Annotated in this window: 15 protein-coding genes; 11 read left to right on the forward strand and 4 right to left on the reverse strand. The window is 73.6% G+C overall.

Going from position 1 to position 22,074, the window contains the following annotated elements; all coding sequences use genetic code 11:
- Positions 1 to 67 precede the first annotated feature (67 nt).
- Positions 68 to 7,177, reverse strand: a complete 7,110-nt coding sequence (locus MKK53_RS17895; protein WP_243930064.1) for an apolipoprotein A1/A4/E family protein — start codon at positions 7,175 to 7,177, stop codon at positions 68 to 70.
- 245 nt (positions 7,178 to 7,422) lie between these two features.
- Here MKK53_RS17895 and MKK53_RS17900 point away from each other — a divergent pair, with 245 nt between their 5' ends.
- Together MKK53_RS17900 and MKK53_RS17905 are read left to right on the forward strand one after the other, a co-directional pair.
- A complete protein-coding gene (locus MKK53_RS17900) occupies positions 7,423 to 7,746 on the forward strand; it encodes an Hpt domain-containing protein (RefSeq protein ID WP_243930065.1) in 324 nt (107 codons plus the stop codon).
- Between the two features lie 135 nt (positions 7,747 to 7,881).
- Positions 7,882 to 8,202, forward strand: a complete 321-nt coding sequence (locus MKK53_RS17905; protein ID WP_243930066.1) for a 2Fe-2S iron-sulfur cluster-binding protein — start codon at positions 7,882 to 7,884, stop codon at positions 8,200 to 8,202.
- A 92-nt stretch (positions 8,203 to 8,294) separates the two neighbouring features.
- Here MKK53_RS17905 and MKK53_RS17910 read toward each other — a convergent pair whose 3' ends face one another.
- Positions 8,295 to 9,470, reverse strand: a complete 1,176-nt coding sequence (locus tag MKK53_RS17910; protein WP_243930067.1) for a vWA domain-containing protein — start codon at positions 9,468 to 9,470, stop codon at positions 8,295 to 8,297.
- A gap of 401 nt (positions 9,471 to 9,871) precedes the next feature.
- Between MKK53_RS17910 and MKK53_RS17915 the strand changes: the two genes are divergently transcribed.
- On the forward strand, positions 9,872 to 10,282 hold the full coding sequence (locus MKK53_RS17915; protein ID WP_243930068.1) for a hypothetical protein: 411 nt from the start codon (positions 9,872 to 9,874) through the stop codon (positions 10,280 to 10,282).
- Between the two features lie 290 nt (positions 10,283 to 10,572).
- On the opposite strand, the gene MKK53_RS17920 is transcribed toward MKK53_RS17915, so the two are convergent.
- Positions 10,573 to 12,423, reverse strand: coding sequence for a cation:proton antiporter (locus tag MKK53_RS17920; RefSeq protein WP_243930069.1), 1,851 nt, complete (start codon positions 12,421 to 12,423; stop codon positions 10,573 to 10,575).
- A gap of 319 nt (positions 12,424 to 12,742) precedes the next feature.
- Between MKK53_RS17920 and MKK53_RS17925 the strand changes: the two genes are divergently transcribed.
- The 5 genes from MKK53_RS17925 (at position 12,743) to MKK53_RS17945 (ending at position 16,756) form a co-directional block, all read left to right on the forward strand.
- Positions 12,743 to 14,017 (forward strand): ATPase, encoded by a 1,275-nt coding sequence (locus MKK53_RS17925; protein WP_243930070.1) that lies wholly within the window; start codon positions 12,743 to 12,745, stop codon positions 14,015 to 14,017.
- Positions 14,014 to 14,658: a hypothetical protein gene (locus tag MKK53_RS17930; RefSeq protein WP_243930071.1), complete on the forward strand. Its 645-nt coding sequence runs from the start codon at positions 14,014 to 14,016 to the stop codon at positions 14,656 to 14,658. The genes MKK53_RS17925 and MKK53_RS17930 overlap by 4 nt, the downstream gene beginning before the upstream one ends.
- A gap of 294 nt (positions 14,659 to 14,952) precedes the next feature.
- On the forward strand, positions 14,953 to 15,804 hold the full coding sequence (locus MKK53_RS17935) for an AAA family ATPase (RefSeq protein ID WP_243930072.1): 852 nt from the start codon (positions 14,953 to 14,955) through the stop codon (positions 15,802 to 15,804).
- A 52-nt stretch (positions 15,805 to 15,856) separates the two neighbouring features.
- On the forward strand, positions 15,857 to 16,087 hold the full coding sequence (locus MKK53_RS17940) for a type II toxin-antitoxin system ParD family antitoxin (protein WP_243930073.1): 231 nt from the start codon (positions 15,857 to 15,859) through the stop codon (positions 16,085 to 16,087).
- Between the two features lie 144 nt (positions 16,088 to 16,231).
- Positions 16,232 to 16,756, forward strand: coding sequence for a SixA phosphatase family protein (locus MKK53_RS17945; protein WP_243930074.1), 525 nt, complete (start codon positions 16,232 to 16,234; stop codon positions 16,754 to 16,756).
- 9 nt (positions 16,757 to 16,765) lie between these two features.
- Here MKK53_RS17945 and MKK53_RS17950 read toward each other — a convergent pair whose 3' ends face one another.
- On the reverse strand, positions 16,766 to 17,758 hold the full coding sequence (locus tag MKK53_RS17950) for an alpha/beta fold hydrolase (RefSeq protein WP_243930083.1): 993 nt from the start codon (positions 17,756 to 17,758) through the stop codon (positions 16,766 to 16,768).
- 242 nt (positions 17,759 to 18,000) lie between these two features.
- On the opposite strand from MKK53_RS17950, the gene MKK53_RS17955 reads away from it, so the two are divergent.
- From MKK53_RS17955 to MKK53_RS17965, 3 genes are all read left to right on the forward strand, one after another.
- Positions 18,001 to 18,486: an Hsp20 family protein gene (locus MKK53_RS17955; RefSeq protein WP_243930075.1), complete on the forward strand. Its 486-nt coding sequence runs from the start codon at positions 18,001 to 18,003 to the stop codon at positions 18,484 to 18,486.
- A gap of 148 nt (positions 18,487 to 18,634) precedes the next feature.
- On the forward strand, positions 18,635 to 19,627 hold the full coding sequence (locus MKK53_RS17960) for a GNAT family N-acetyltransferase (RefSeq protein WP_243930076.1): 993 nt from the start codon (positions 18,635 to 18,637) through the stop codon (positions 19,625 to 19,627).
- Positions 19,628 to 19,833: 206 nt separating this feature from the next.
- The gene (locus tag MKK53_RS17965; protein WP_243930077.1) at positions 19,834 to 21,822 is read left to right on the forward strand and encodes an SDR family NAD(P)-dependent oxidoreductase; all 1,989 of its coding nucleotides are present in this window, start codon (positions 19,834 to 19,836) and stop codon (positions 21,820 to 21,822) included.
- The last annotated feature ends 252 nt before the right edge of the window (positions 21,823 to 22,074 follow it).

Raw genomic sequence — 22,074 nt, forward strand, 5'->3', positions numbered from 1 at the left:
TGGGGCAGCCGCGCCGCATCGTCCGCCGAACGGGTGTCCCCTCCGGCGGACGATGCGGCGGCGGCGCCTACGCCCCCTCGAAGCGCCCGCTGGCATGGGCCAGCATCGTGTAGACCTTGCCCGTCTCCGAGGTGAGGTAGGCGTCGGTGCGCTTGGCGTCGGGGTCGTTCTTGACCACGTCGCCGAGCAGCCGCTCGAACTCGCTGACGTAGCGGTCGACGCTCCGGCGGAACTCCTGGTCCGAGCGGTAGCGCCGCTGGATCTCGGCGAAGGTCGCCTGTCCCTGGGCGGTGTAGATCCGCTGGGTGAACAGGTTCGGCTCGCCCCGGCGGTAGCGCTCCCACAGGTCCACCGCCGTGCGGTGCTCGATCATCCGCGCGATGTCGCTGGAGATCGTGTCGAGGGCGATCCGGCCGGTCTCGGCCGCCGCCTTCCCGTTGCGCGGGGCAGGGGACGGGGCGGGCGACGGCGCCTGGGTCGGGGCGGAGGCCTGCGCGCCCGTCCCGCCGCGGGCCGGGGTGGCCGGGGCGTCGGGCGTCGGGCCCTCCTCGTCCTCGTCGAGCGAGGCGCGGGTGAGGAGGTCGGAGAGCCAGCCCCGCTTGTTGTTGCCCGCCCCGGCGACCGCCGGGGTGGCCGGGCGCGGCGTGGCGGGGCGCGCCTCGCTGCGGGCCGGGGTGGCGCGGGGGGCCTGGGCCACGGCCGGGGCCTGCACCGGAACGGGGCTCGGGGCCGCCGCGACCGGCGCGGGGGCGGCCGAGGCCGCCGGGGCGGAGACCGGGGCGGAGACCGACCGGCCGCCACCCTCCGCGACCCGCCGCTGGGGCTGGGTCAAGGACTGGGCCATCGGCTGGGCGACGTCCACGGAGCGGCCGGTCCTGGCGACCAGGGCCGACAGCTCGTGCAGGGCCTTGATCTGATCGGCCACGACCCGGCGCATCTCCCCGGCCGCGTCCTGCGTCTCCCGGGGCAGTTCGAGGACGCCCTTGGCGAGGTCGGCGCGGGTGGCATCGAGCTCGCTGCGGATCGCGCTGGCCATCTCCCGCAGGCTGGAGACGGACTCGCCGAGGCGGCCCTGGGCCTCCTCCAGCCCCTCGTGCATCTCCCTGGCCGCGGCGTCGAGGGCCGCGCGCACGCCGGCCGCGGCCTGCTCGGCCTGCGCACCGGCATCATCCTTCAGGCCCGCGAAGGCACCGGCCACCTGGGCGCCGGCCCCTTCCGCGGAGCGGGACAGGGCCTCGCTGAGCGAGCGCGCCCGGGTCTCGGCGTCGCGCAGGACCTTGTCGATCTGGCCCGCGAAGACGGCGCCGCGGGACTCGAGGGTCTCGGCCCGGGCCTCGAACTCGGCCAGGGCCGCGGCGAGGGCGCGCTCCCGATCGACGAGGGCGGTGGAGAGCCGCGTCTCGACGGCGCCGAGGGAGTTCGCCGCCCCGTCGAGGCTGCGGGCGAGGCCGTTGGCCTCCCGCAGGGCGCCTTCCGAGACGTCGCGCAGGGCCTCGACCTGGGCCGAGACGTCGGCCCCGGCCCGGCCGGTCTCGGCGGCGACCCGCTCCAGCTCCGTGTGGATCTGGGACAGGCGGCCGGAGAGGTTGCGCTCGATGGAGCCGAGGTTCGAGTCGGCCCCGGCCACGAGGCCGGCGAGCGCCGCGTTGGCGCTCTCGACGCGCACGATCACGCCGCCGAGCTCCCGGGTCATCCGGTCGTTCGTCTCGGCGAGGTCGGCGAGGGTGCGGGCCGCGCCCTCGTCCACCGCCGCCCGCAGGATGTCCGCGGAGGCGCGGGTCTGGATCGCGAGGCGCTCGGTGCTGGTGCGCAGGGTCTCGGCCAGGGGCAGGCCGGTCTCGGCCAGCACCCGCTCGATGGTCCCCGCCCGGTCGGACAGGGCGTCGGCGAGGTCGCGCATGGGGCCGTCCACCGCCGAGCGGAACCGTGCGACATGGCCTTCCAGCTCCGTGCCGACCGTGTGGCCGCTGGTGTTGAGGCTGTCGAGCAGGGCACCGCCCCGGTCCTCGATCGCCCGCACCAGGGCCTCGGCGCTCTCTGCCAGCCGGCGGGCCAGGGCCTCGCCGCGGGCATCCACCAGGGAGCCGAGGGCGTTGGCCCGGCGCTCGAAGCCCATGCCCATGGCCTCCGCCCGCTGGTCGATGAGGGCGGCCAGCGCCGCCTCGCGGGCGGCGAGCGTCGCGGCCAGGGCCGCGGTGTGGGCCTCGACCTGTTCGGCATGGGCGCGGGCGCGCTGGTCCAGGGCCGCGCCGAGGCCGGCGGTGCGCTCGTCCAGGAGGCCGGCGAAGGCGTCGTGGCGCTCGTCGAAGGCCGAGGCGAGGGCGTCCGCCCGCTGGCCAACGAGGTGCGCGAACCGCTGGATGCGGCTGTCGATCCGCTGGGTGAAGGCGTCCGCCCGGGCATCGACCTCGCGGGTCAGGTCCTGGGTCCGCCCCTCGACCACCCCGTCGAGGTCACGCAGGCGCGCCTCGAACACCTCGGTGAGGGCGGTGGTCCGGCTGTCGGCCGCCTCGATCAGGCCGCGGCTGCGGGTCTCGAGGAGCCCGTCGATGGCCGCCCTGGCCTCGTCGAAGGTGGATTGCAGGGTGGCGAGCCGCGCGTCGAGCAGGTCGGTGACGCCGGCCGGGGCGGTGTCGAGGACGGTGCGCAGCGCGTCGGTCTGGGTGGCGATCGCCTGGGCGATGTCGCCGCCGCGGGTCTCCACGAGGTCGCGCAGGCCGTCCTGCGCCTCCTCGAACAGGGCGCGCAGGCGCTGGGTGCGGCTGTCGAGGGTCGCGGCGAGCTGGCGCTCGCGGCCCTCGACCAGGGCCGCGACGGCGGCGGGCGCCTCCTCGAGGAGGGTGCGCAGGGTCGCGAGCCGGGTATCGACGGAGGTGGCGAAGCGGCCGCTGCCGCTCTCCACCGCGGCGTCGAGGGTGGCCTGGGCCTCCTCGAACAGGGCGCGCAGGCCCTCGGCGCGGGCGTCGAGGGTTTCGGCGAGGCGGGTGCCCCGGCCTTCGACCAGGTCCTCCAGGCGCCCGAGGCGCGTGTCGAACAGGCTGCCGAGGGCGTCGGTGCGGCTCTCCAGGGCACCGGCGGCGGCGCCCAGCGCCCCCTCCAGGGCCGCGACGAGGTCCCGCCCGCGGCCGTCCAGGGCCTCGCTGAGGGGGCCGGTGCGCCCGTCCAGGGTCTCCACCAGGGTCTGGGCGTGGCCGTCCAGCATGGTGCGGATCTGGTTGGTCCGGTCGTCCAGCAGGCCGTGGACGGTGCGGACGCCCTCGTCCAGCAGGCCGCTGATGTCGCCGGTGCGGCTCGCCAGGGTGTGGCCGAGGCGCCCCTCGCCCTCCTCCAGCATCCGCTCGGCGTCGGCGATGGTCTGCTGCAGCTTGGCGAGGACGCCCTCGCCGCGGCTGTCGATGAGGGTGGCGAGCGACGTGCTGCCGCTGTCGAACAGGCGGGCGAGCTCGGTGATGCGGCCGCCGATGACGCCGAACACCGCCCGGCCCTTCTCGTCCAGCTCCTGCGACATCGCCGCGGTGCGCTCGTCGATGAGCCGCCCGAGGAGGTCGGAGCGCTCGGCGAAGGCGGTGCGCACATCCTCGGTGCGGGCCGCCAGGGCGGCATCGGCCGCGCCGGCACGCTCGTCCACGAGGCGGGTGATCTCCCCGACCCGCTCCGTGAGGGAGGCTTCGAGGGCGCGGGTGCGCTCCTCGACGGCCCCCGTGAGGGCGGCGACGCGCCCGGCCATGGCGTCATCGAGCCCGCCCGTGCGGCTCTCGATGGCCTCCACCAGCTCGCGGGTGCGCTGGGACAACTCGGCATCGACGGCGCGGGTGCGCGCCTCGATCAGGCGGATCGCCTCGAAGGCCTGCGACCCGAAGCTCTCGTCCACGAGGCGGGCGCGCTCCTCCAGGGTCGCGCCGATCTCCTCCAGGCGGCGCAGGACGGTGCCGTCGAACCGCTCGGCGCCGGAATCGAGGGCGCGGGCGATCTCGGCCGTGCGGCGCTCGATCTCGGAGCCGAAGCCGGCGGAGCGGGCCTCGAAGTCCCGGGCGGCGCCGGCGAGGTGCGCGTCCACGGCCTCCGTGAGGCCGCGCCCGCCGTGTTCGACGATGCGGGCGAGTTCACCGCCACGGGCCGACAGGGACTCGTCCAGGGCGGCGGTGCGGGCCGACAGGGAGCCGTCCAGGGCGGCGGCGTGGGCGGACAGGGACTCGTCCAAGGCGGCGGTGCGGGCCGAGAGGGAGTCGTCCAGGGCGGCGGTGCGGGTGGAGAAGGACTCGTCCAGCGCCGTGGCGTGGGCGGACAGGGATTCGTCCAGCGCCGCGGTGCGGGCCGACAGCGCCTCGGTGAGGGCGGCGGTGCGGGCGGCGAGGGATTCGTCCAGGGCGGCGGTGTGGCTGCCGAGCTGGCCCTCCACCTGGCCGACGAGGGTGGCGACGGTCTCGGCGACCTCGGCGGTGCGCTTGGCGGAGCGCGCCTCGAGGGTCTCGAGATGGGTCTCGATGAGGGTCCCGGCCTCGCGGGCCTGCCCGGCGATGGTCTCCGCCACGGCCTGTCCGCGGTCGGCGATCAGGCGCGTCACCTCATCGAGCTGCGCGCCCACGGTCTCGCCGAGGACGGCGGTGTCGCGGCCGATCCGGTCGGCGAGGATGTCGCCGCGGGCGATGGTGTCCTGCAGGGCGGCGAGGCGGCTGCCCAGCACCTCCTCGATGACCTTCACCCGCCCGTCGGCGGTCTCGGCGAAGGCGTCGCCGGAGCGGCCGAGGGTGTCGGCGATGCGCGCGCCCTGGTTGGCCACGGCGAGCACGATGTCCCGGCCGGTGCCGGCGATGCGGGCGTGGGTCTCCTCCGCATGGGTGGAGAGCAGGTCGGCGACGTCGCGCCCGTGGGCGCCGAAGGTCGTCTCGATCTCCCCGAGGCGGCTCGACAGGTCGGCCGCGACCTGGGCGGCGGCGCGCTCCAGGGCGCCGGTGGTGGCGCTGGTGCGGGCGGCGAGTTCCCCTTCGAGCCCTTCCAGGGCCTTGCGCAGCTCGGCCACGGCGGCGGCGCCGCGGGAGCCCAGCTCCTCGCCCGCCCGGTCGGCGGCGTCGCGGAAGCGGGTCAGGAGGATGGCGGATTCGGCCTCGATCGCCCCGGTCACCTCGGCGGAGGCGGTGCGCAGGGTCCCGAGGCTCTCGGTGAGGCGGGTGGCGGCTTCGGCGACCCGCGTCTCGGCGGCCTCGCCCGCCGTGGCGGCGGCGGCGCGGATGGCCTCGGCCGCCTCGTTCGCCCGGCCGTCGATCTCGCCCGACAGGTGCTCGACGCTGCTGCGCAGGCTGCGCACGGCGTCGCCCGCGCCGGATTCGAAGCCGCGGCCCAGGGCCGTGAAGGCGGCCTCCAGCCCCTCGGCCGCCTCCCGGGTGCGCCCGGCCACGAGGCCGCTCGCGCGCTCGGCCGCCGCGTCGAGGCGGCTCTCCAGGCCCGCCCCCTCGACGGCGATGGTCTCGTGCAGGCGGGCGACGATGCCGTCCATCCGCCCGACCAGTTCGCCGCCGCGGCCGGTGACGGCCTCGCCGATCCGCTCGGCGGCCCCGACGAGGTCGTCGCGCACCGCGTCGGCCCGGGCCACCAGCGTCGCCGCCGCGCCGTCCGCCGCCTGGGCGAGGGTGTCCTGCGCCGTCCGGCCGCTCTCAGCGATGGCGCCGACGATGTCGCGCCCCGCCGTCTCGATCTCGCCGCGCAGGGCGGTGCCCCGGCCCGACAGGTCCTCGGCGAAGGCGGCGCCGACCTCGGAGAAGCGCCCGGTGATCGCCGCGCCGGTGGCGGCGAAACGCTCGGTCAGCTCGGTGCCGCGGGCGAGGAACGCGGTCTCCAGGCCGCTGGCGGAGCGCTCGAAGCTCTCCCGCACCGCCTGGCCCTGGCGCTCGATGGCGGCGCCGACGCCGGCCCCGGTCTCGGCCAGGGTGTCGGCCACCCGGCCCGCGCTCTCCGCGAGCCGCCCGGTGAGGGCCTGCCCCGTGGCCTCGAAGGAGCCGGTGAGGTCGGCCGTGCGCACCTCGAAGGTGCGGACCAGCTCGGCCCCCACGCCCTCCAGGCTGTCGCGGACGCCCGTGCCCGTCTGGGACAGGCGCTCGATCAGCGCGTCGCCGCGCTCGCTCATCAGGCCGGTGACGCGCTCGCCCACCTCGCCGAGGGAGGAGGTGATGGCCGCGCTCCGGGCGTCCAGCGCCCCGGTGACGCGCTCGCCGGCCCCGTCGAGGGCCGACACGATCCGCTGGGCCGCCCCGTCCAGCTCCTGGCTGAGGTTCTGGTGGGAGCCGGCGATGGCGCCGCGCACCCGCTCGGCGTTGGTGACGATGGCCTCCCGCTGGGCGACCAGCTCATCGACCAGGGAGCGGATGCGGATCTCGTTGTCGGAATAGGCCCGCTCCAGGGTGGCGATCTCGCCGCGCACCAGGGTCTCCAGCTCGCCCGCCCGGGCCAGGGCGCGCTCGACGCCGTCGCCCACCGCGGCGACCTCGCGGCGCACGGTCTGCGACATGGTGAGGACGGCGTCGGTGGAGAAGCTCTCCGGCTCGGCGAGCCGCACGGCGACCTCGCCGACCGCCCGGGCCACGAGGCGCATCTCCTGGGCGCGCACCGCGAGCATCGCGGTCACGACGAACAGGATCGCCGGCCCGAAGAGCGCCGAGACGGCCCCCATGGCCTGCAGCGGGGGAAGCTCGCGGGCGAAGCCGGCGAGGTCGCCGCCCGACTGGGTCCAGGCGATGGCGGTGAGGCCGGCGATCCAGGCGAGGCCGGCGCCGACCGCCACCATGTAGGGCTTGCGCGAGGGGCGGACCCGCAGGGTCTGCTGCAGGATGCCGATGTTGCGCCGGTCGTCGTTGGCCACGAGGGAACGGTCGGGCGGCAGCAGGCCGCCCTCCCGGCGGGGGCGGTCGAGGTCCGGCGGCGGCACGTCGGACGCGAGCGGCGGGTCCTGCGGCAGGGCCGCGGCGGCGGCGACGGGCGGCCGGTCGATGTCGAGGCGGGGAGGGGGCAGGCGGCCGGACGCGTCGCGCCCGCCGTCGAGGAGCGGCTCGGTGTCGCCGACATCCGGCAGGCGGGGCTCCGCACGGGCACCCCCGTCGCGCATCAGGGCGTCGAGGCTCAGGGCCTGCTCGATGGCTGAGAGCGCGGCCTCGGCCGGGTCCTTCAGCTTCTTTTCCGTCGCCATCCAACGCCTCGCACGCACGGGTCCGGCACTTGCATGCCGAAGACGCAACTTCCCGTTTACCACCCGAGCCTAGGGTCCGGCACCCCGTCCCGATACCGTCGCGGGTGGCCGACCCCAGCAAACATTAACCGAATGGTTACCGCAGCCGGCCCGGTGGGCGCCGCCATGGTGCCAGGGACGGGCCGTGAGCGCGAGGCGAGGGACGGGTCCGGACGGGCGATAGGATGTGGATTGCGGGGTCACCGATGGCAGAAATCGACCGGGACGCCCTCGACGCGCAGACCGGCGGGGATTCCGACCTCGCCCGCGAGGTGCTCGTCCTGTTCGCGGGCGAGTGCAACCGTCTGGTGCAGGGCCTGACCGACGCCGCGCTCCCCGCCCTCCGCCGGGCGGAGATCGCCCACACGCTGCGGGGCTCGGCGGCGGGCATCGGCGCGGGCCGGGTCCAGGCCCGCGCCGGCACGGCCGAGGCGTGCCTGCGGGCGGGGTCGCCGGAGGCGGGGGAGGCGGTCGCGGCCCTGGCGGAGGCCGTCGCCGCCGCCGTGGCGGAGATCGAGGCCGGGGCCTGAGGCTTCGAAAGGTCGCCCCTCGGGACCCCCGCCGGGCGCGTCGATGCGCTTGCTTTCCGCCCTGCGAGCCGCCAATCAATCACCGCCGTCCGCCGAGCCGCCACGCGGCCCTGCGCGCACGAGGAGCCTTTGAGCATGCCCAAGATCACCTACGTCGATCACGCCGGGACGGAGCGCACCGTCGAGGGCAGCGTCGGCGCGACCGTGATGGAGACGGCTCTGCGCAACAACGTGCCCGGCATCGATGCGGAATGCGGCGGCGCCTGCGCCTGCGCCACCTGCCACGTCTACGTCGCGGATGCCTGGATCGACGTGGTGGGCAAGGCCCAGGACATGGAGCAGGACATGCTCGATTTCGCCACCGACGTGCGCGAGAACTCGCGCCTCTCCTGCCAGATCAAGATCACCCCCGAATTCGACGGGCTCACGGTCACCACCCCCGCCCAGCAGGGCTGAGGGACACCGGGGATCCCGGACAGGGCGCCACGCCCCCGGGATCCCACGCCCCCTCGCGCACCTGCTCCCTCGCAAGCGCACCTGCGCCCTCGCTAGCGCACCAGCGCCCTCGCGGCGGCGTCGAGGCCCTCCAGCGTCAGCGGGAACATCCGGCCCTCCATCAGGCGCTGCACCATCCCGATGGACTGGGTGTAGCCCCAGTGGGTCTCGGGCACGGGGTTGAGCCACGCCGCCTTGTGGAAGTGTCCCAGCAGGCGCCCGAGCCAGGCCGCGCCCGGCTCCTCGTTCCAGTGCTCCACCGAGCCCCCGGGCACGGCGATCTCGTAGGGGCTCATGGAGGCGTCGCCGACGAAGACGAGGCGGTAGTCGCTGCCATAGGTGCGGATCACGTCGGCCAGCGGCGTGCGGGCGTCGTGGCGCCGGGCGTTCTCGGTCCAGACGCCCTCGTAGACGCAGTTGTGGAAGTAGAAGTGCTCCAGGTGCTTGAACTCCGACCGGGCGGCGGAGAACAGGGCCTGGGCCTGCTCCACGTGCCAGTCCATCGAGCCGCCGACATCGAGGAAGAGCAGCACTTTCACCGCGTTGCGCCGCTCGGGGCGCATCTTCACGTCGATGTAGCCCTGCCGGGCGCTGGCCCGGATCGTCCCGTCGAGGTCGAGCTCGTCCGCCGCCCCCGCCCGGGCGAAGCGGCGCAGGCGCCGGAGCGCGAGGCGCATGGTGCGCGCGCCGATCTCGGCCTTGTCGTCGAAATCCCGGAACTCGCGCCGGTCCCAGACCTTCACCGCCCGGAAGTTGCGGTTGCCGTCCTGGCCGATGCGGATCCCCTCCGGGTTGTAGCCATAGGCGCCGAAGGGCGAGGTGCCCCCGGTGCCGATCCATTTCGAGCCGCCCTGGTGGCGCTCCTTCTGCTCGGCGAGGCGCTGCTTCAGCGTCTCGAACAACGCGTCCCAGCCGAGCGCCTTCAGCTCCGCCTTCTCGGCCTCGGTGAGGTACTTCTCCGCGAGCTTGCGCAGCCACTCCTCGGGGATCGGCACGGCGTCCACCGCCTCGCCCACGGTCTCCAGCCCCTTGAACACCGTGCCGAAGACCCGGTCGAACCGGTCGAGATGCGCCTCGTCCTTCACGAGCGCCGTGCGGGACAGGAAATAGAATTCCTCCACGCTCTTGCCCGGCAGGTCGCGGTCCAGCGCCCCGAGCAGGACGAGGTACTCCTTGAGGGTGACGGGGACCTTCGCCTCGCGCAGGCCCGTGAAGAACTGGAGCAGCATGGCCCGACAACGCGCGCGCCCCGCGCCGGGGTCAAGGGCCGAATGGCCCCGCCGGCGGGCCCTGCCCGAAGGCCTGCGACAGAGTCGCGCGCCGGGCCGGGCGTTGCAATGCCGCGAGACTCTTCGCGGCACCGCCCGCGAATCGCCGCGAATCGGGCCAGAGTCTTGGTGGCTTGGCGTTAAGTGTAATGCCGCGCTGCGGAAGACTTTGGCGGTACCCCCGGGGGGCTGGACTCGCATTCCAGGGCTGGAATCTGGGCATAAACCCGGATTCCTGTTGATATCCTGCCATGTGCCACTCGCGCAGTCACTGAAACCGTCACGGGAATCACCCCAACTCATCCGGAACGGTGGTGCGTCCGCGATCCTGCGGGCGGGAGCCGGTGTCGAGGAGACCTGCCGTGGCGGTCATCCTGCGTAGTTTACCCGAGTTCAAACGGTTTCTGGCGAAGCCGGGCGCGACGATTCAAGTGGTGCGCAACACCTTCATGGATCGGCAGCCCGAGGCGACGCGGGCGGCCTACCGGGACAGGGGGATGTATGCGCCGCGCGCTGTCCAGGCGCTGTCGCGCAAGGCGGCCGTGTTCAGCCTGCGGGGCTTTCCCGGCACCGTCTGGCTGTACTGGGACAAGGGCGCCCGCGGCTGGCGCTTCCAGGGCGACACGGTCACCGTCCCCCTGGTGACCGGCCTCGGCGCCCCCGACGAGATCACCTACCGGTGCAGCTTCGCGGAGGGATACGAGCCGGTGGCCCGCACCCGCACGCCCCGCAGGAGCGCCCCGCGGGAGGAGGCGGCCCCGCCCCCGGCCTGAGCGGCGAATTGATGGGTCGTGGAGGTGATCGGATCGGGCCGGGTTCCCTTTTTCGGCGCCCTGTGGGGACCGGTGCGGCATCGCCCCCACCCTCCTCCCCATCCTGATGCGCCCACGGCAGCGGGCCTCGAAGGAGAGCTCCGGACGGCTCCGCGATCCCCGGAGCCCTCCTACGAGGCGGCTACGCCGCACCTCAGGATGAGGTGGAGGGTGGGAGAGGGCCGTTTGCCGACCCCGTCATCGCGCGCGCGGCGAAGCCACCCCGGCGCGGGTGGCGGGGCCGCCGCCCCTCACACCGACTGACCGGCCGCCTTCTCCTGCCGGGCGGCATCCCGCTTCTCCGGCTCGGCCCGCGGCAGGGCCTTGCCCACCGTCCGCCGCGCCCGGAAGACCGGCTTCGCCTCCCCCTCGCGCTTCTTGAGGAGGGTCCGGTACTCGTCCCGGCGCTCGTGGATCGAGGCGATGACGAGGCCCATGGGCACCCCGACATCCACCAGCACCGCCTCCGACAGCTGCAGCGAGGCCTCGATCGTCTCGGGCACCGCGTCGTCCACGCCGAGCTCGTACAGGGCCGCCGCGTGCCGGGCGTCGCGGGCGCGGGCGACGATGGTGAGGTCCGGCCGCTCGCTCCGGGCGGCGGTGACCGCCTCCTCCACCGAACGGGGCGTGTCGAGGGTGACGACGAGGGCGCGGGCGGTGTCGATGCCGCTGTGGCGCAGGATCTCGACGTTGCCGGAATCGCCGAAATAGACCGGCGCCCCGGCCCGGCGCTGCTCGGCGACCCGGGCGGCGTCCGAGTCGAGGGCGATGTAGGGGATGCGGTGGCGGGCGAGCATCTCGCCCACCTGCCGGCCGACCCGCCCGTAGCCGGCGATGATCACCCGGTTCTCGACCTTCTCGGGCAGGGGCTCGGCCACCACGCGCCCCTTGGCGGTGGCGGCGGCGTGCCGGGCCATCCGGCGGCCGAGGGAGGCCAGCGCCGGGATCAGGATCATCGTCACCGTGGTGACGATCAGGGCGGCGGCCCCGACCTCCTCCGGCACGAGGCCCGTGGCCATGGCGCCGCCGATCAGCACGAAGGCGAACTCGCCCCCCGGCCCGAGGAGCAGGGCCGTCTCCAGCGCCACCGGCCGCGACAGGCCGAGCACCGGCCCGGCCATCACCACCACGCCGGCCTTGATGAGGACCAGCGCCAGGGACAGGCCGAGGATCGCCCCCGGCGAGGCCATGAGCTGGGCCGGATCGAGGTTCATCCCCACCGAGACGAAGAACACCCCGAGCAGAAGGCCCTTGAACGGGTCGATCGTCGCCTCGATCGCCCGGCGGTACTCGGTCTCGGCGAGCAGCAGCCCGGCGACGAAGGCGCCCAGCGTCATCGACAGGCCGCTCGCCGCCGCCGTCAGCGCCGTGCCGACGATGACGAGGAGGCAGGCCGCCATGAACAGTTCCGTCGAGCGGGTGCGGGCGACGAGCTGGAACAGCGGGCGCAGGGCGAGCCGCCCGGCCACCACGATCAGCACCAGGGCCACCGCCGCCTGCCCGAGGGCCAGCGCCAGGGCGAGGCCCTTGTCCCCGCCCGTGTCCTGGCCGAGCACGGCGATGGCGAACAGCACGGGGGCCACCGCGAGGTCTTGGAACAGCAGCACGGCGAAGCTCGCCCGCCCCGTCGGCGTGTTGAGCCGCCGCTGCTCGGCCAGCACCGGCAGCACCACCGCCGTGGACGACAGGGCGAGCCCGATGCCCACGATCACCGCCCCGGTCAGGGGCACGTCGAGCCCGAACAGGATGGCGGCCAGGATCAGGGTCGAGCAGCCGGTCTGCAGGGCGCCGAGGCCGAAGACGAGGCGGCGCAGGGTCCGCAGGCGCTCCCAGGACAGCTCGACCCCGATCATGAACATCAGGAAGATCACGCCGAACTCTGCGAGGTGCGAGATCTCCGTGCGGTTGCCGATGGTGAACAGGTGGACCGAGGGCCACTGGGCCGCCAGCCGCCCGAGGCCGAAGGGGCCGAGCAGGGCGCCCGCGCCGATGAAGCCGAGTACCGGGGAGATCCGCAGCCGGTGGAACAGCGGGACCACGATCCCCGCCGTGACGAGGAACAGGATCGCTTCCTTGTAGGAGCCGGTATGGACCTCTGGCATCGGCGGCGGCTCGAACCTCGTCTCGTCGGGGATGCCCGGATGGCGCCGCGATCATGGGCGCCGGAGGCCCCGCGGGCAACCGCCGTCCGGCCTGGACCGTGCCGAAAAGCACGCTGCCGGAACCGGGGGTTGCACCGTCTGGCGCCGACGATCCGCCCCGGATGGCGGACGGCAGCCGATGAGGCATTTGCGCCCACGGGGCAGGACTTGCGCCGCACCGCATGGACGCGGCGCAAAAACGGCACAATGCCCGCATAGGGAAACAATCGAGGGTTAAATGCGCCCGATCCGCAATCGAGCGCCGCGTGTGACGAGGCCGATGAATTCGCTGAAGTCGATCTTCTCACGGACCGGTCGGGTCGTGAACGCCCCGCCGAGCCGCGAGATCGCCCGTGAGCGCCGGGAGTGGAGGCTCGAATCCGACCGGTGGCGCCACCAGCGGCACGTGGAGAAGGGCTACCGCATCAAGTGGGGCTACGTCGCCATCGCCTATCTGGTGGAGTTCATGGTGATCGGCGCCTCGCTGGCGGGCGCATGGCTCTTCGCGGGCGTCTACAGCGACGGCGACTGGCACGCCTTCTACTTCATGCTGCTAGCGCCGCTGGTCTACGCCGCGGTGGAGCTGTGCCGGGTGCCCCTGGGCATCCTGGCCCGCACGCAGCGCTCCGTGTTCGTGCGCGGGCTCGCGATCCTCGGGATCGTCTTCGCCGCGGGCGTCACCACGAAGTCCGTCTCGCAGCTCGGCGAGATGATGTTCCATCCCCGCCTGATGGAGGCGGCCCGCACCAAGACCGCCCTCAAGGATGCCCAGGCCGACCGCGCCACCATCAATGACCGGATCGGTGCCGCCGACGCCCGGGTGGCGCAGTACACCGCCGAGCTGGACCAGATCGAGAAGCGCGCCGCCGACAACGCCCAGCAGCTCGCCGGCCTCCCGGCGCAGCGCTGCGAGCGGGTGTTCGGCACCAACTCGAAGGGCATGCGCTACCAGAACCTGAAATGCGTGGCCGATCCGCGGGTCGCCGCCCTCTCCGGCGGCGTGACCAAGGCGAATGCCGACCGGACGGCGCTGGTGAAGGACCTGGAGGAGGCCCGCAAGGCCCGGGCCGGCCTCGACCGCGGCGCCGCCGACCGGCGCGTGGCCGATGCCGAGCAGGCCTACCGGAACGCGGTGAACCGCTCGCAGCTGCACTCCTTCACGGCCATGGTCTACGGCGTGGACCCGATCGACGTCACCGAACAGCAGGTGCACGCCTTCCTGCGGATCTTCGTGTTCGTGCCGGCCCTGTGCGCCGCCTTCGCCTCGACCATCCTGGCGCTGTGCGCGGTCTCGACCCGGCGGACCTTCATGGACGAGGACGACCTCGGCGCGGCGGTGAACCCCGAGGCGGCGCCCTACATGCTCGACGCCATCGCCGACGCCCTGCGCTCCAACCCGTCCGTGGTGCGGGCCGCCGCGCCCCAGGCCTCGGTGATCCCGATGAACCGCCCGGCGGCGTCCCAGTCGCTCCCGGGCCAGACCCTGCCCGGGCAGGGCGCCCCGACCCACGGCCTGCCCGGCCCCACCCTTCCTGCCGCGGGAGCGGGCGCATGAACTACGTCGCCTCCGGGACACCCGAGAACATCGCCCTCGCGCAGCAGGTGAACTCGCGGCTGCGCGCGGATTCGAGCTACGTCGCGGCCCGGGCCTTCCTGTTCCGGGCCCTGGGGCTCGGCGCCTTCCTGTGCCTGACCGGGGCGGGGATCGGCGCGGCGGCCTATGGCTGGGCGACTATGAACCAGTTCGACACGGCCGCGGAGAAGATCGCCGCGGCGATGCAGACCGCCCTGGCCGACGTGACCCTCAAGACCAAGGGCGAGGTCACGCTCACCGACAACACCCTCAAGCTGGAAGGGCTGCCCAAGCTCGCCCCCGGCGCCCCGACGCCGACCAAGGCCCAGCTCGGTGAGCAGGCGGCCCCGGCCTCGAAGGCCCAGGTCAACACCACCTTCACGGTGTTCAAGCAGGTGCCCTACCTCGACGGCCAGATCGTCACCGGCTGGAACTTCAAGGACGGCGTCGAGCAGCCCTACCAGCAATATTGCTACTTCTCCCGCCGGGCGAACGAGAGCAAGGGCACGGTGGAGATCAAGATCGACCTCGCCATGGACGGCAAGACCCTGCCGCAGCCGCAGAAGTCCGACGTGAACCTCGAGATCCTGGCGCGCAACTGCGTGTGGCACGAGAAGGGGTGAGGGGCGCTCTTGCCGTGATCGCGAGCAAGGTGGAAGCGTTTCAAGCGCTCCGGTGAGGTGGACGGCTCTGGGTTCCGGGCTCCGCTGCGCGGCCCCGGACTGACAGGTTTGTCATAGAACCCGCACCGTCATTCCGGGGCTTGCCGCAGGCAAGAGCCCGGACCCGAAGGGGCACGCCGGAGGCGGGCAACCCACAGCCTCCGACGCAGCCGGATCGGGCAGACCACCCTTTCAATTTGCATCCTCGCCCGGTTCCCGCCCAAACAGGCATCCAGGCCAGCCACCGAGACCGCGATGCGCTTTTCCGGCACCGACACCTACGTCGCCACCCCCGACCTGACGGCGGCGGTGAACGCGGCCGTCACCCTGGAGCGCCCGCTCCTCGTGAAGGGCGAGCCCGGCACCGGCAAGACCGTGCTCGCCGAGGAGATCGCCAAGGGGCTGAAGGCCCCGCTGATCGTCTGGAACGTCAAGTCCACGACCAAGGCGCAGCAGGGGCTCTACGAGTACGACGCGGTCTCGCGCCTGCGGGACTCGCAGCTCGGCGACCCGAAGGTCTCGGACATCGCCAACTACATCCGCCGCGGCAAGCTGTGGGAGGCCTTCACCGCCCCCGAGCGCCCGGTGCTGCTGATCGACGAGGTCGACAAGGCCGACATCGAGTTCCCCAACGACCTCCTCACCGAACTCGACCGGATGGAGTTCCACGTCTACGAGACCGGGCAGACGGTGAAGGCCGTCCGGCGGCCGGTGGTGATCATCACCTCGAACAACGAGAAGGAGCTGCCGGACGCGTTCCTGCGGCGCTGCTTCTTCCACTACATCCGCTTCCCCGACGCGGACACCCTGCGCGCCATCGTCGAGGTGCACTATCCGGGCATCAAGGGGCGCCTCGTGGAGGAGGCCCTGCGGGTCTTCCTGGAGACCCGGGAGGTGCCGGGGCTGAAGAAGAAGCCGTCCACCTCGGAACTGCTCGACTGGCTCAAGCTCCTCGTCTCCGAGGACGTCTCGCCCGAGACCCTGCGCGAGCAGGACGGGCGCAAGCTGATCCCGCCGCTGCACGGGGCGCTGCTCAAGAACGAGCAGGACGTGAGCCTGTTCGAGAAGCTCGCCTTCATGACCCGGCGCGAGGGGCGCAAGGGATAGTTCGCTCTGTTGCAGCGGCCGGATGAGGTTCGAAGTGGCGGATCGCGGACGGATGACGGTGGTGTTTCCCGAGCCGATGGCCGCGCGCCTGCATGATGCGGTCGAGGCGGGTGAATACGCGTCCACGAGCGAGGCGGTTCGCGACGCGGTACGCCTGTGGTCGCAGCATCGGGACAGTCTGGCCCTGGAACGACTGCAGCAGGGCTGGGACGCCGGCAAGGCCAGCGGAGGCCCTGGGACGCTCGACGTCGATCAGCTTCGCCGCCAGGGGCGCTGCGGCTAAGACGTCTCCCCAAGGACTTGGTCGTCATTGCGAGCGGAGCGAAGCAATCCAGCAGCGCCCCGCTCGCCAGCCTCGCGCTGCCCTGGATCGCTTCGCTCCGCTCGCGAAGACGAACGGGTCAGACAACTCGATTGGACACGAGAGATGCGCCGCCTGATCCTCCTCCGCCATGCCAAGTCCGACCGGCCGGCGGGCGTGCGGGACCTCGAACGGCCCCTGAACAAGCGCGGCAAGCGGGCGGCGCCCGTCGTCGGCGAGCGGATCGCGGGGGAGGGGCTGCGCCCGGACCTCGCCCTGGTCTCGCCCTCGCAGCGGACGCGGGAGACCTGGGCCGCCATCAAGGGCGCCCTCGGCGATCCGCCGGAGAAGACGGTGCCGGAGATCTACGAGGCCGCCGCCGGGGACATCCTCGGCGCGATCCGCGCCGCCCCCGACGGGGCCGGGACCCTGATCGTGGTCGGCCACAACCCCGGCCTGGGGGACCTCGCCGTGACGCTGGCGGGGGAGGGGCCGCGGGGCCTGCGCGCCCTGCTGGCCTCGGAATTTCCCACGGCCGCCTTCGCGGTGCTCGCCTTCGAGGCGGAGAGCTGGGGCGCGATCAAGGCGGGCCAGGGCCGGCTGGAGCACTTCGTCCGCCCCCGGGACATCGACCCCGACCTCGCGGGCTGAGCGGGGCGCCTACACCGGCACGGGCGCGGCATGCGCCTCGACCTCGGCGTGGCTCGGCAGCGCGCTGCCGGGCATGAAGCCGTCGAAGGCCGCCCAGAAGTCCTGGCGGATCGCCTCGCGCTCGGACAGGATCTCGTGCCGGGCATCCGGCAGCACGAGGATGTGCCCCGCCTTCAGGCGCGCGGCGAAGCGCTCGGTCACCGCCGTGCCGCAGACCGGGTCCGCCCCGGCGGCCACGATCAGCGTCGGCAGGGTGATCCGCGGCGCGGCGCGGGGGTCGCGCAGGCGGGCCATGGCCCGGAACGCCCCGGCGAGCCACGCGACGGTGGGGTCGCCCACCGCCCCGGCCCCCACCTGCCGCGCCGCGGCGGCGTTGCGGGCATAGCGCCCCGGATCCCGGCACAGGCGGTTGCCGGAATAGGGCTTGGTGGCGATCGAGACCGGCTTGCCGAAGGGGATGTACCGGCGGCCGAAGCCGAGGCGGTGCAGCCCCCGCGCCAGGACCGAAGCCGCCATGGGGAAGCGGATCATCCGGATCGACAGCATCGGCGCCACGGTCACGAGCCGCCGGAACGGCAGCCACCCGTCGAGGGCGCCGGTCAGCGCGATGCAGCCGCCCATGGAATGGGCGAGGCAGAGATGCGGCCCGGGCATCTTCGGGGCCAGCACCACCTCCGTGATCGCCAGCAGGTCGAGGCGGTAATCGTCGAACTGCGCCACATGTCCCTTGTGGGGGTCCTCGACCCGCCGGTCGGACTCGCCCTGGCCGCGCCAGTCGAAGGCGACCACCGCGAAGCCCCGGGCGCGCAGGTCCCGGATCGTCTCGTAATACTTCTCGATGAACTCGGCCCGGCCCTGGAGCAGGGTGACGGTGCCCCGGCAGGTCCGGGTGGTGGGCTGCCACGTCGCCGCCCGGAGGGTGCAATCGTCGCGGGTGCCCACCGCCAGGATCGTCCCGCCGGGGGGCGCGGGATTGTCCGGCGTATCCCGCAGGGTGAGCATCGGCGGCTGGCTCCCGCCCCGTCCGTCGAACCGTGTCACGCGCGCCGACTCCCCGCTCCAGCCCCCGGCGCAGCAAGCCCTGCACCGCTCAAAAATCCGTTTCCAGGGGCCCGGAGGGGGTCTTGCGACCCGGTTCCGGGGCCCCGATATCCCGTCTGTGCCGGCCGTCAGGCGGCACCCGAGACCGGTCCGGCCCACGCGGCGGACCATACCAACATGTTGCTCTTCAAAGAGGATATGTCATGCGTCAGTTCGATCTCGCTCCCCTTTACCGCTCCACCGTCGGCTTCGACCGGCTGTTCTCCGCCCTCGATCAGTTCGCGAGCACCGAGACCGCTCCGAGCTATCCGCCCTACAACATCGAGCGCACCGGCGAGAACGCCTACCGCATCACCGTCGCGGTGGCGGGCTTCACCGAGGAAGACCTCTCGATCGAGGTCCGGGAGAACGCCCTCACCCTGCGCGGCGACCGCAAGGTCGATGCCGAGAAGCGCGCCGAGTTCCTGCATCAGGGCATCGCGGCCCGGACCTTCGAGCGCCGCTTCCAGCTCGCCGACCACGTGCAGGTGACCGGTGCCGTCCTCGAGAACGGCCTGCTCCATGTCGACCTCGTCCGCGAGGTGCCGGAGGCCAAGAAGCCCCGGCGCATCGAGATCGCCTCGCACCGCTGCAGCGCGGCGCCGGTGATCGAGGGTCAGGTGGCCGAGGGTGACCGCAAGGCGGCGTGACACCGCGGCCGCACCTGCGGTGTGAAGGAGCGCCCCGGCCCCGCGGCCGGGGCGCTTGCATGGGTGGCGGACTGTCATAATGCCGTGGCCACGGCATGCTGATGTCGGGTCTCGCGGCGCCCCGACGGGCGCGCGTTGCGAGGGGGCGATGGCCACGAATCTGTTCCACCGCGAGGCCTACGCGGCGCTGGGCGCCGGGCTGCACCGGGGCGTCCAGTGGGGCGTCACGACGCCGCTGGCCAAGCTGAAGCGCCGGCCCACCCCCACCGATATCGCCGACGTGCTGGCCGAGGCCGACGCGATCCGCCTGCCGGATCCCGGCACCGACGGGCTGAAGGGCCGCAGCCTCGGGCGCATCGGCAACCTGGAGGTGCGCCTCGCCACCCGCCGCTCGGAGATCCGCCGGGCGCAGCGGCTGCGCTTCAAGGTGTTCTACGAGGAGATGTCGGCGGTGCCGACCGGCCTCGCCTCCCTGTCCCGGCGGGACGCGGACGCCTACGATTCCCTGTGCGACCACCTGCTGGTCCTCGACCACGCGGCGGCCAAGCCGGCCAAGACGCCGTTCCGCGTGCCCCGGCCCAAGGTGGTCGGCACCTACCGCCTGCTGCGGGGCGAGATCGCCGAGCGCCATCACGGCTTCTATTCCGAAGGCGAGTACGACCTGTCGCCGGTGCTCGCCGCCCAGGGGGGCCGGCGGCTCCTCGAGCTCGGGCGCTCCTGCGTGCTGAAGCCCTACCGGGGCAAGCGCACGGTGGAGCTGCTGTGGCAGGGCATCTACGCCTACGTCCTGCACCACCGGATCGACGCGCTGATCGGCTGCGCCTCCCTGGAGGGGACCGACCCGGACCAGCTCGCCCTGCCCCTGTCGTTCCTGCACCACCACGCCCGCGCCCCCGAGGCGTGGCGCGCCAGCGCCCTGCCGGAGCGGGCCGTGCGGATGGACCGGCTCTCCCGGGAGGCGGTGGACCCGAAGGCGGCGCTGCAGGCCCTGCCGCCGCTGATCAAGGGATACCTGCGGCTCGGCGCGACCTTCGGCGACGGCGCGGTGATCGACCGGCAGTTCGGCACCACGGACGTCTTCGTCGCCCTGCCGGTCGAGCGGATCGCGGCGCGGTACCGGGGGCATTTCGCGCCGGCGTGAGGGCCGTCTCGCCCCCGGAGATCGGGGCGATACCCGTACCCCGCTGCCCTCGCTCCCATTCCCGCCCTCATCCTCAGGTGCCGCGAGGCGGCCTCGAAGGATGAGGGCGGGAGCGGGACGAGCCTTGCGACGATCTCCCGGCAGGAAGGCGTGACGGCCCATCCGTTGACAGACCCGGCGCCGGGGCGGATACCCCCGCCGATCCGATGCAGCAGCGCCTCGCCAAGACCGCGGTGATGGTGGCCCACGACCTCGCGGCGACCGTCGCGGCCGTGGTCCTCACCTTCCTGTTCCGCTTCCAGGGGGCGATGCTCGCCGAGCGCCTGCACGCCCTGCCGCTGCTGCTGCCGCCGTTCCTCGTCGTCGCCGGGCTGGTCTACGCCCGCTTCCGCCTCTACCGGACCAAGTGGCGCTTCGCCTCCCTGCCGGACCTCGCCGGCATCGTCCGGGCGGCCAGCGTGCTGGCCCTGGTCCTGCTGGTGGTGGACTGGGTGCTGGTCTCCTCGGACCTGTACGGCTTCTACTTCTTCGGCAAGATCGCGATCCTGCTCTATTGGGTGCTGCAGATCTTCCTGCTCGGCGGGACCCGGGCGGCGTTCCGCTACCTGAAATACAGCCGCTCCCGGCAGTCGAACGCCCGCGCCGCCACCGTGCCGACCCTGCTGCTCGGGCGCGGCTCGGACATCGACGTGCTCCTGCGGGCCATCGAGGCGGGCTCGGTGAAGAAGCTCGCGCCCCGGGGCATCCTGTCGCCGCGGGGCAACGAGGCGGGGCAGTACATGCGCGGCGTGCCGGTGCTCGGCGGCTTCGCGGACCTCGAACGGGTGGTGATGGACCTCGGCGCCCGGGGCGAGCCGATCCGCCGGCTGGTGGCGGCGCCGAGCGCCCTGGCCCCCGAATCCGCCCCGGACGACCTCATCGCCCGGGCCCGGCGCCTGGGCCTGCCGCTGGCCCGGGTGGTCGGGCTGGGGGAGGGGACGCAGGGGCCGGAGCTCGCGCCGCTGGAGATCGAGGACCTCCTCCTGCGCCCCACCGTCGCCATCGACCGGCCGCGGCTGGAGGGCTTCCTCGCCGGCCGGCGGGTGGTGGTGACGGGGGGCGGGGGCTCCATCGGCTCGGAGATCTGCCTGCGGGCGGTGGCCTTCGGCGCCGCCGCCGTGCTGGTGCTCGAATCCTCCGAGCCGGCGCTGCACGGCATCCTCAGCCACCCGGCGATCCTCGGATCCGCGGCGGAGGTGACCGGCGTCATCGCCGACATCCGCGACCGGGAGCGCACCTTCGCGGTGATCGCGGCGTTCCGGCCGGACTACGTGATGCACGCCGCCGCCCTGAAGCAGGTGCCGTTCCTCGAACGGGACTGGCAGGAGGGCATCAAGACCAACGTCTTCGGCTCCCTCAACGTCGCCGAGGCGGCGGTGGCGGCCCGGGCCCGCGCCCTGGTGATGATCTCCACCGACAAGGCGATCGAGCCGGTCTCGCAGCTCGGCGTCACCAAGCGCTTCGCCGAGATGATCGCCCAGTCGCTCGATGCCGGGCAGGCGGCCCTGCCCGGCCACCCGACCCGGCTGATCGCCGTGCGCTTCGGCAACGTGCTGGGCTCGGCCGGCTCGGTGGTGCCGGTGTTCAAGGCGCAGATCGCCCGCGGCGGGCCGGTGACGGTGACCCACCCGGACATGGTCCGCTACTTCATGACGGTGCGCGAGGCCTGCGACCTCGTCCTCACCGCCGCCTCCCACGCCGACGGCGAGGCGCGGGCGGACGGGGGCGACCGGGCCGCCGTCTACGTGCTGAAGATGGGCCAGCCGGTGCGTATCGCCGAGTTGGCCGAGCGGATGATCCGGCTCGCGGGGTTCGAGCCCGGCGCCGAGATCGAGATCGCCTTCACCGGCGCCCGGCCCGGGGAGCGCCTGAACGAGATCCTGTTCGCCCGGGAGGAGCCCCGCATCGGGCTTCCGGGGATCGAAGGGGTGATGGCGGCCCAGCCGATCTTCGCCGACCGGCCGCGCCTCGATGCGTGGCTCGCCCGCCTGCGGGATGCTGTGGCGGCGGGGGACCGGGCGGCGGCGGACCGGGTGTTCGAGGAGGCGGTGCCGCATTTCGGCGAGCGCGGGGCGGCGCGGGCGGAGGCGTCGGCGGTGCCGGCCTCGCGCCCGGAGGCGATGATCCCCGCCGCAGCCCCCGCGGCCCTGGGCTGACCCCCCTGTCCCTCCCCCGCAGAGGGGGAGGGAGGGTGCCTAGGCGGATGCCGGAGCCTCGCCCGGCGACGTGACCTGCAACGCCGAGCCAGCCACGCCCTGTCCCTCCCCCCGTCACCCCTGTTCGTCCCGATACGCCGCACGTCCGCGCCCTGCGGTTCCTCGACCTCACGGGCGAGGCCCTGACCGCGCTCGCCATCATCGCCGGGGGCATCGCTGCCTACGGCTACCTGCCGCTCGTCTGACCTGCCG

The organism is Methylobacterium sp. J-076 (assembly GCF_022829405.1).
GTDB lineage: Bacteria > Pseudomonadota > Alphaproteobacteria > Rhizobiales > Beijerinckiaceae > Methylobacterium.

Excerpts from the sequence above, each read along its gene's own strand:
- MKK53_RS17945 (WP_243930074.1), top strand. The coding sequence starts at position 16,232 with ATGCGCCGCCTGATCCTCCTCCGCCATGCCAAGTCCGACCGGCCGGCG.
- MKK53_RS17950 (WP_243930083.1), bottom strand. The coding sequence starts at position 17,758 with ATGCTCACCCTGCGGGATACGCCGGACAATCCCGCGCCCCCCGGCGGG.
- MKK53_RS17900 (WP_243930065.1), top strand. The coding sequence starts at position 7,423 with ATGGCAGAAATCGACCGGGACGCCCTCGACGCGCAGACCGGCGGGGAT.
- MKK53_RS17965 (WP_243930077.1), top strand. The coding sequence starts at position 19,834 with ATGCAGCAGCGCCTCGCCAAGACCGCGGTGATGGTGGCCCACGACCTC.
- MKK53_RS17910 (WP_243930067.1), bottom strand. The coding sequence starts at position 9,470 with ATGCTGCTCCAGTTCTTCACGGGCCTGCGCGAGGCGAAGGTCCCCGTC.
- MKK53_RS17935 (WP_243930072.1), top strand. The coding sequence starts at position 14,953 with ATGCGCTTTTCCGGCACCGACACCTACGTCGCCACCCCCGACCTGACG.
- MKK53_RS17955 (WP_243930075.1), top strand. The coding sequence starts at position 18,001 with ATGCGTCAGTTCGATCTCGCTCCCCTTTACCGCTCCACCGTCGGCTTC.
- MKK53_RS17940 (WP_243930073.1), top strand. The coding sequence starts at position 15,857 with ATGACGGTGGTGTTTCCCGAGCCGATGGCCGCGCGCCTGCATGATGCG.
- MKK53_RS17905 (WP_243930066.1), top strand. The coding sequence starts at position 7,882 with ATGCCCAAGATCACCTACGTCGATCACGCCGGGACGGAGCGCACCGTC.
- MKK53_RS17930 (WP_243930071.1), top strand. The coding sequence starts at position 14,014 with ATGAACTACGTCGCCTCCGGGACACCCGAGAACATCGCCCTCGCGCAG.
- MKK53_RS17895 (WP_243930064.1), bottom strand. The coding sequence starts at position 7,177 with ATGGCGACGGAAAAGAAGCTGAAGGACCCGGCCGAGGCCGCGCTCTCA.
- MKK53_RS17925 (WP_243930070.1), top strand. The coding sequence starts at position 12,743 with ATGAATTCGCTGAAGTCGATCTTCTCACGGACCGGTCGGGTCGTGAAC.
- MKK53_RS17920 (WP_243930069.1), bottom strand. The coding sequence starts at position 12,423 with ATGCCAGAGGTCCATACCGGCTCCTACAAGGAAGCGATCCTGTTCCTC.
- MKK53_RS17960 (WP_243930076.1), top strand. The coding sequence starts at position 18,635 with ATGGCCACGAATCTGTTCCACCGCGAGGCCTACGCGGCGCTGGGCGCC.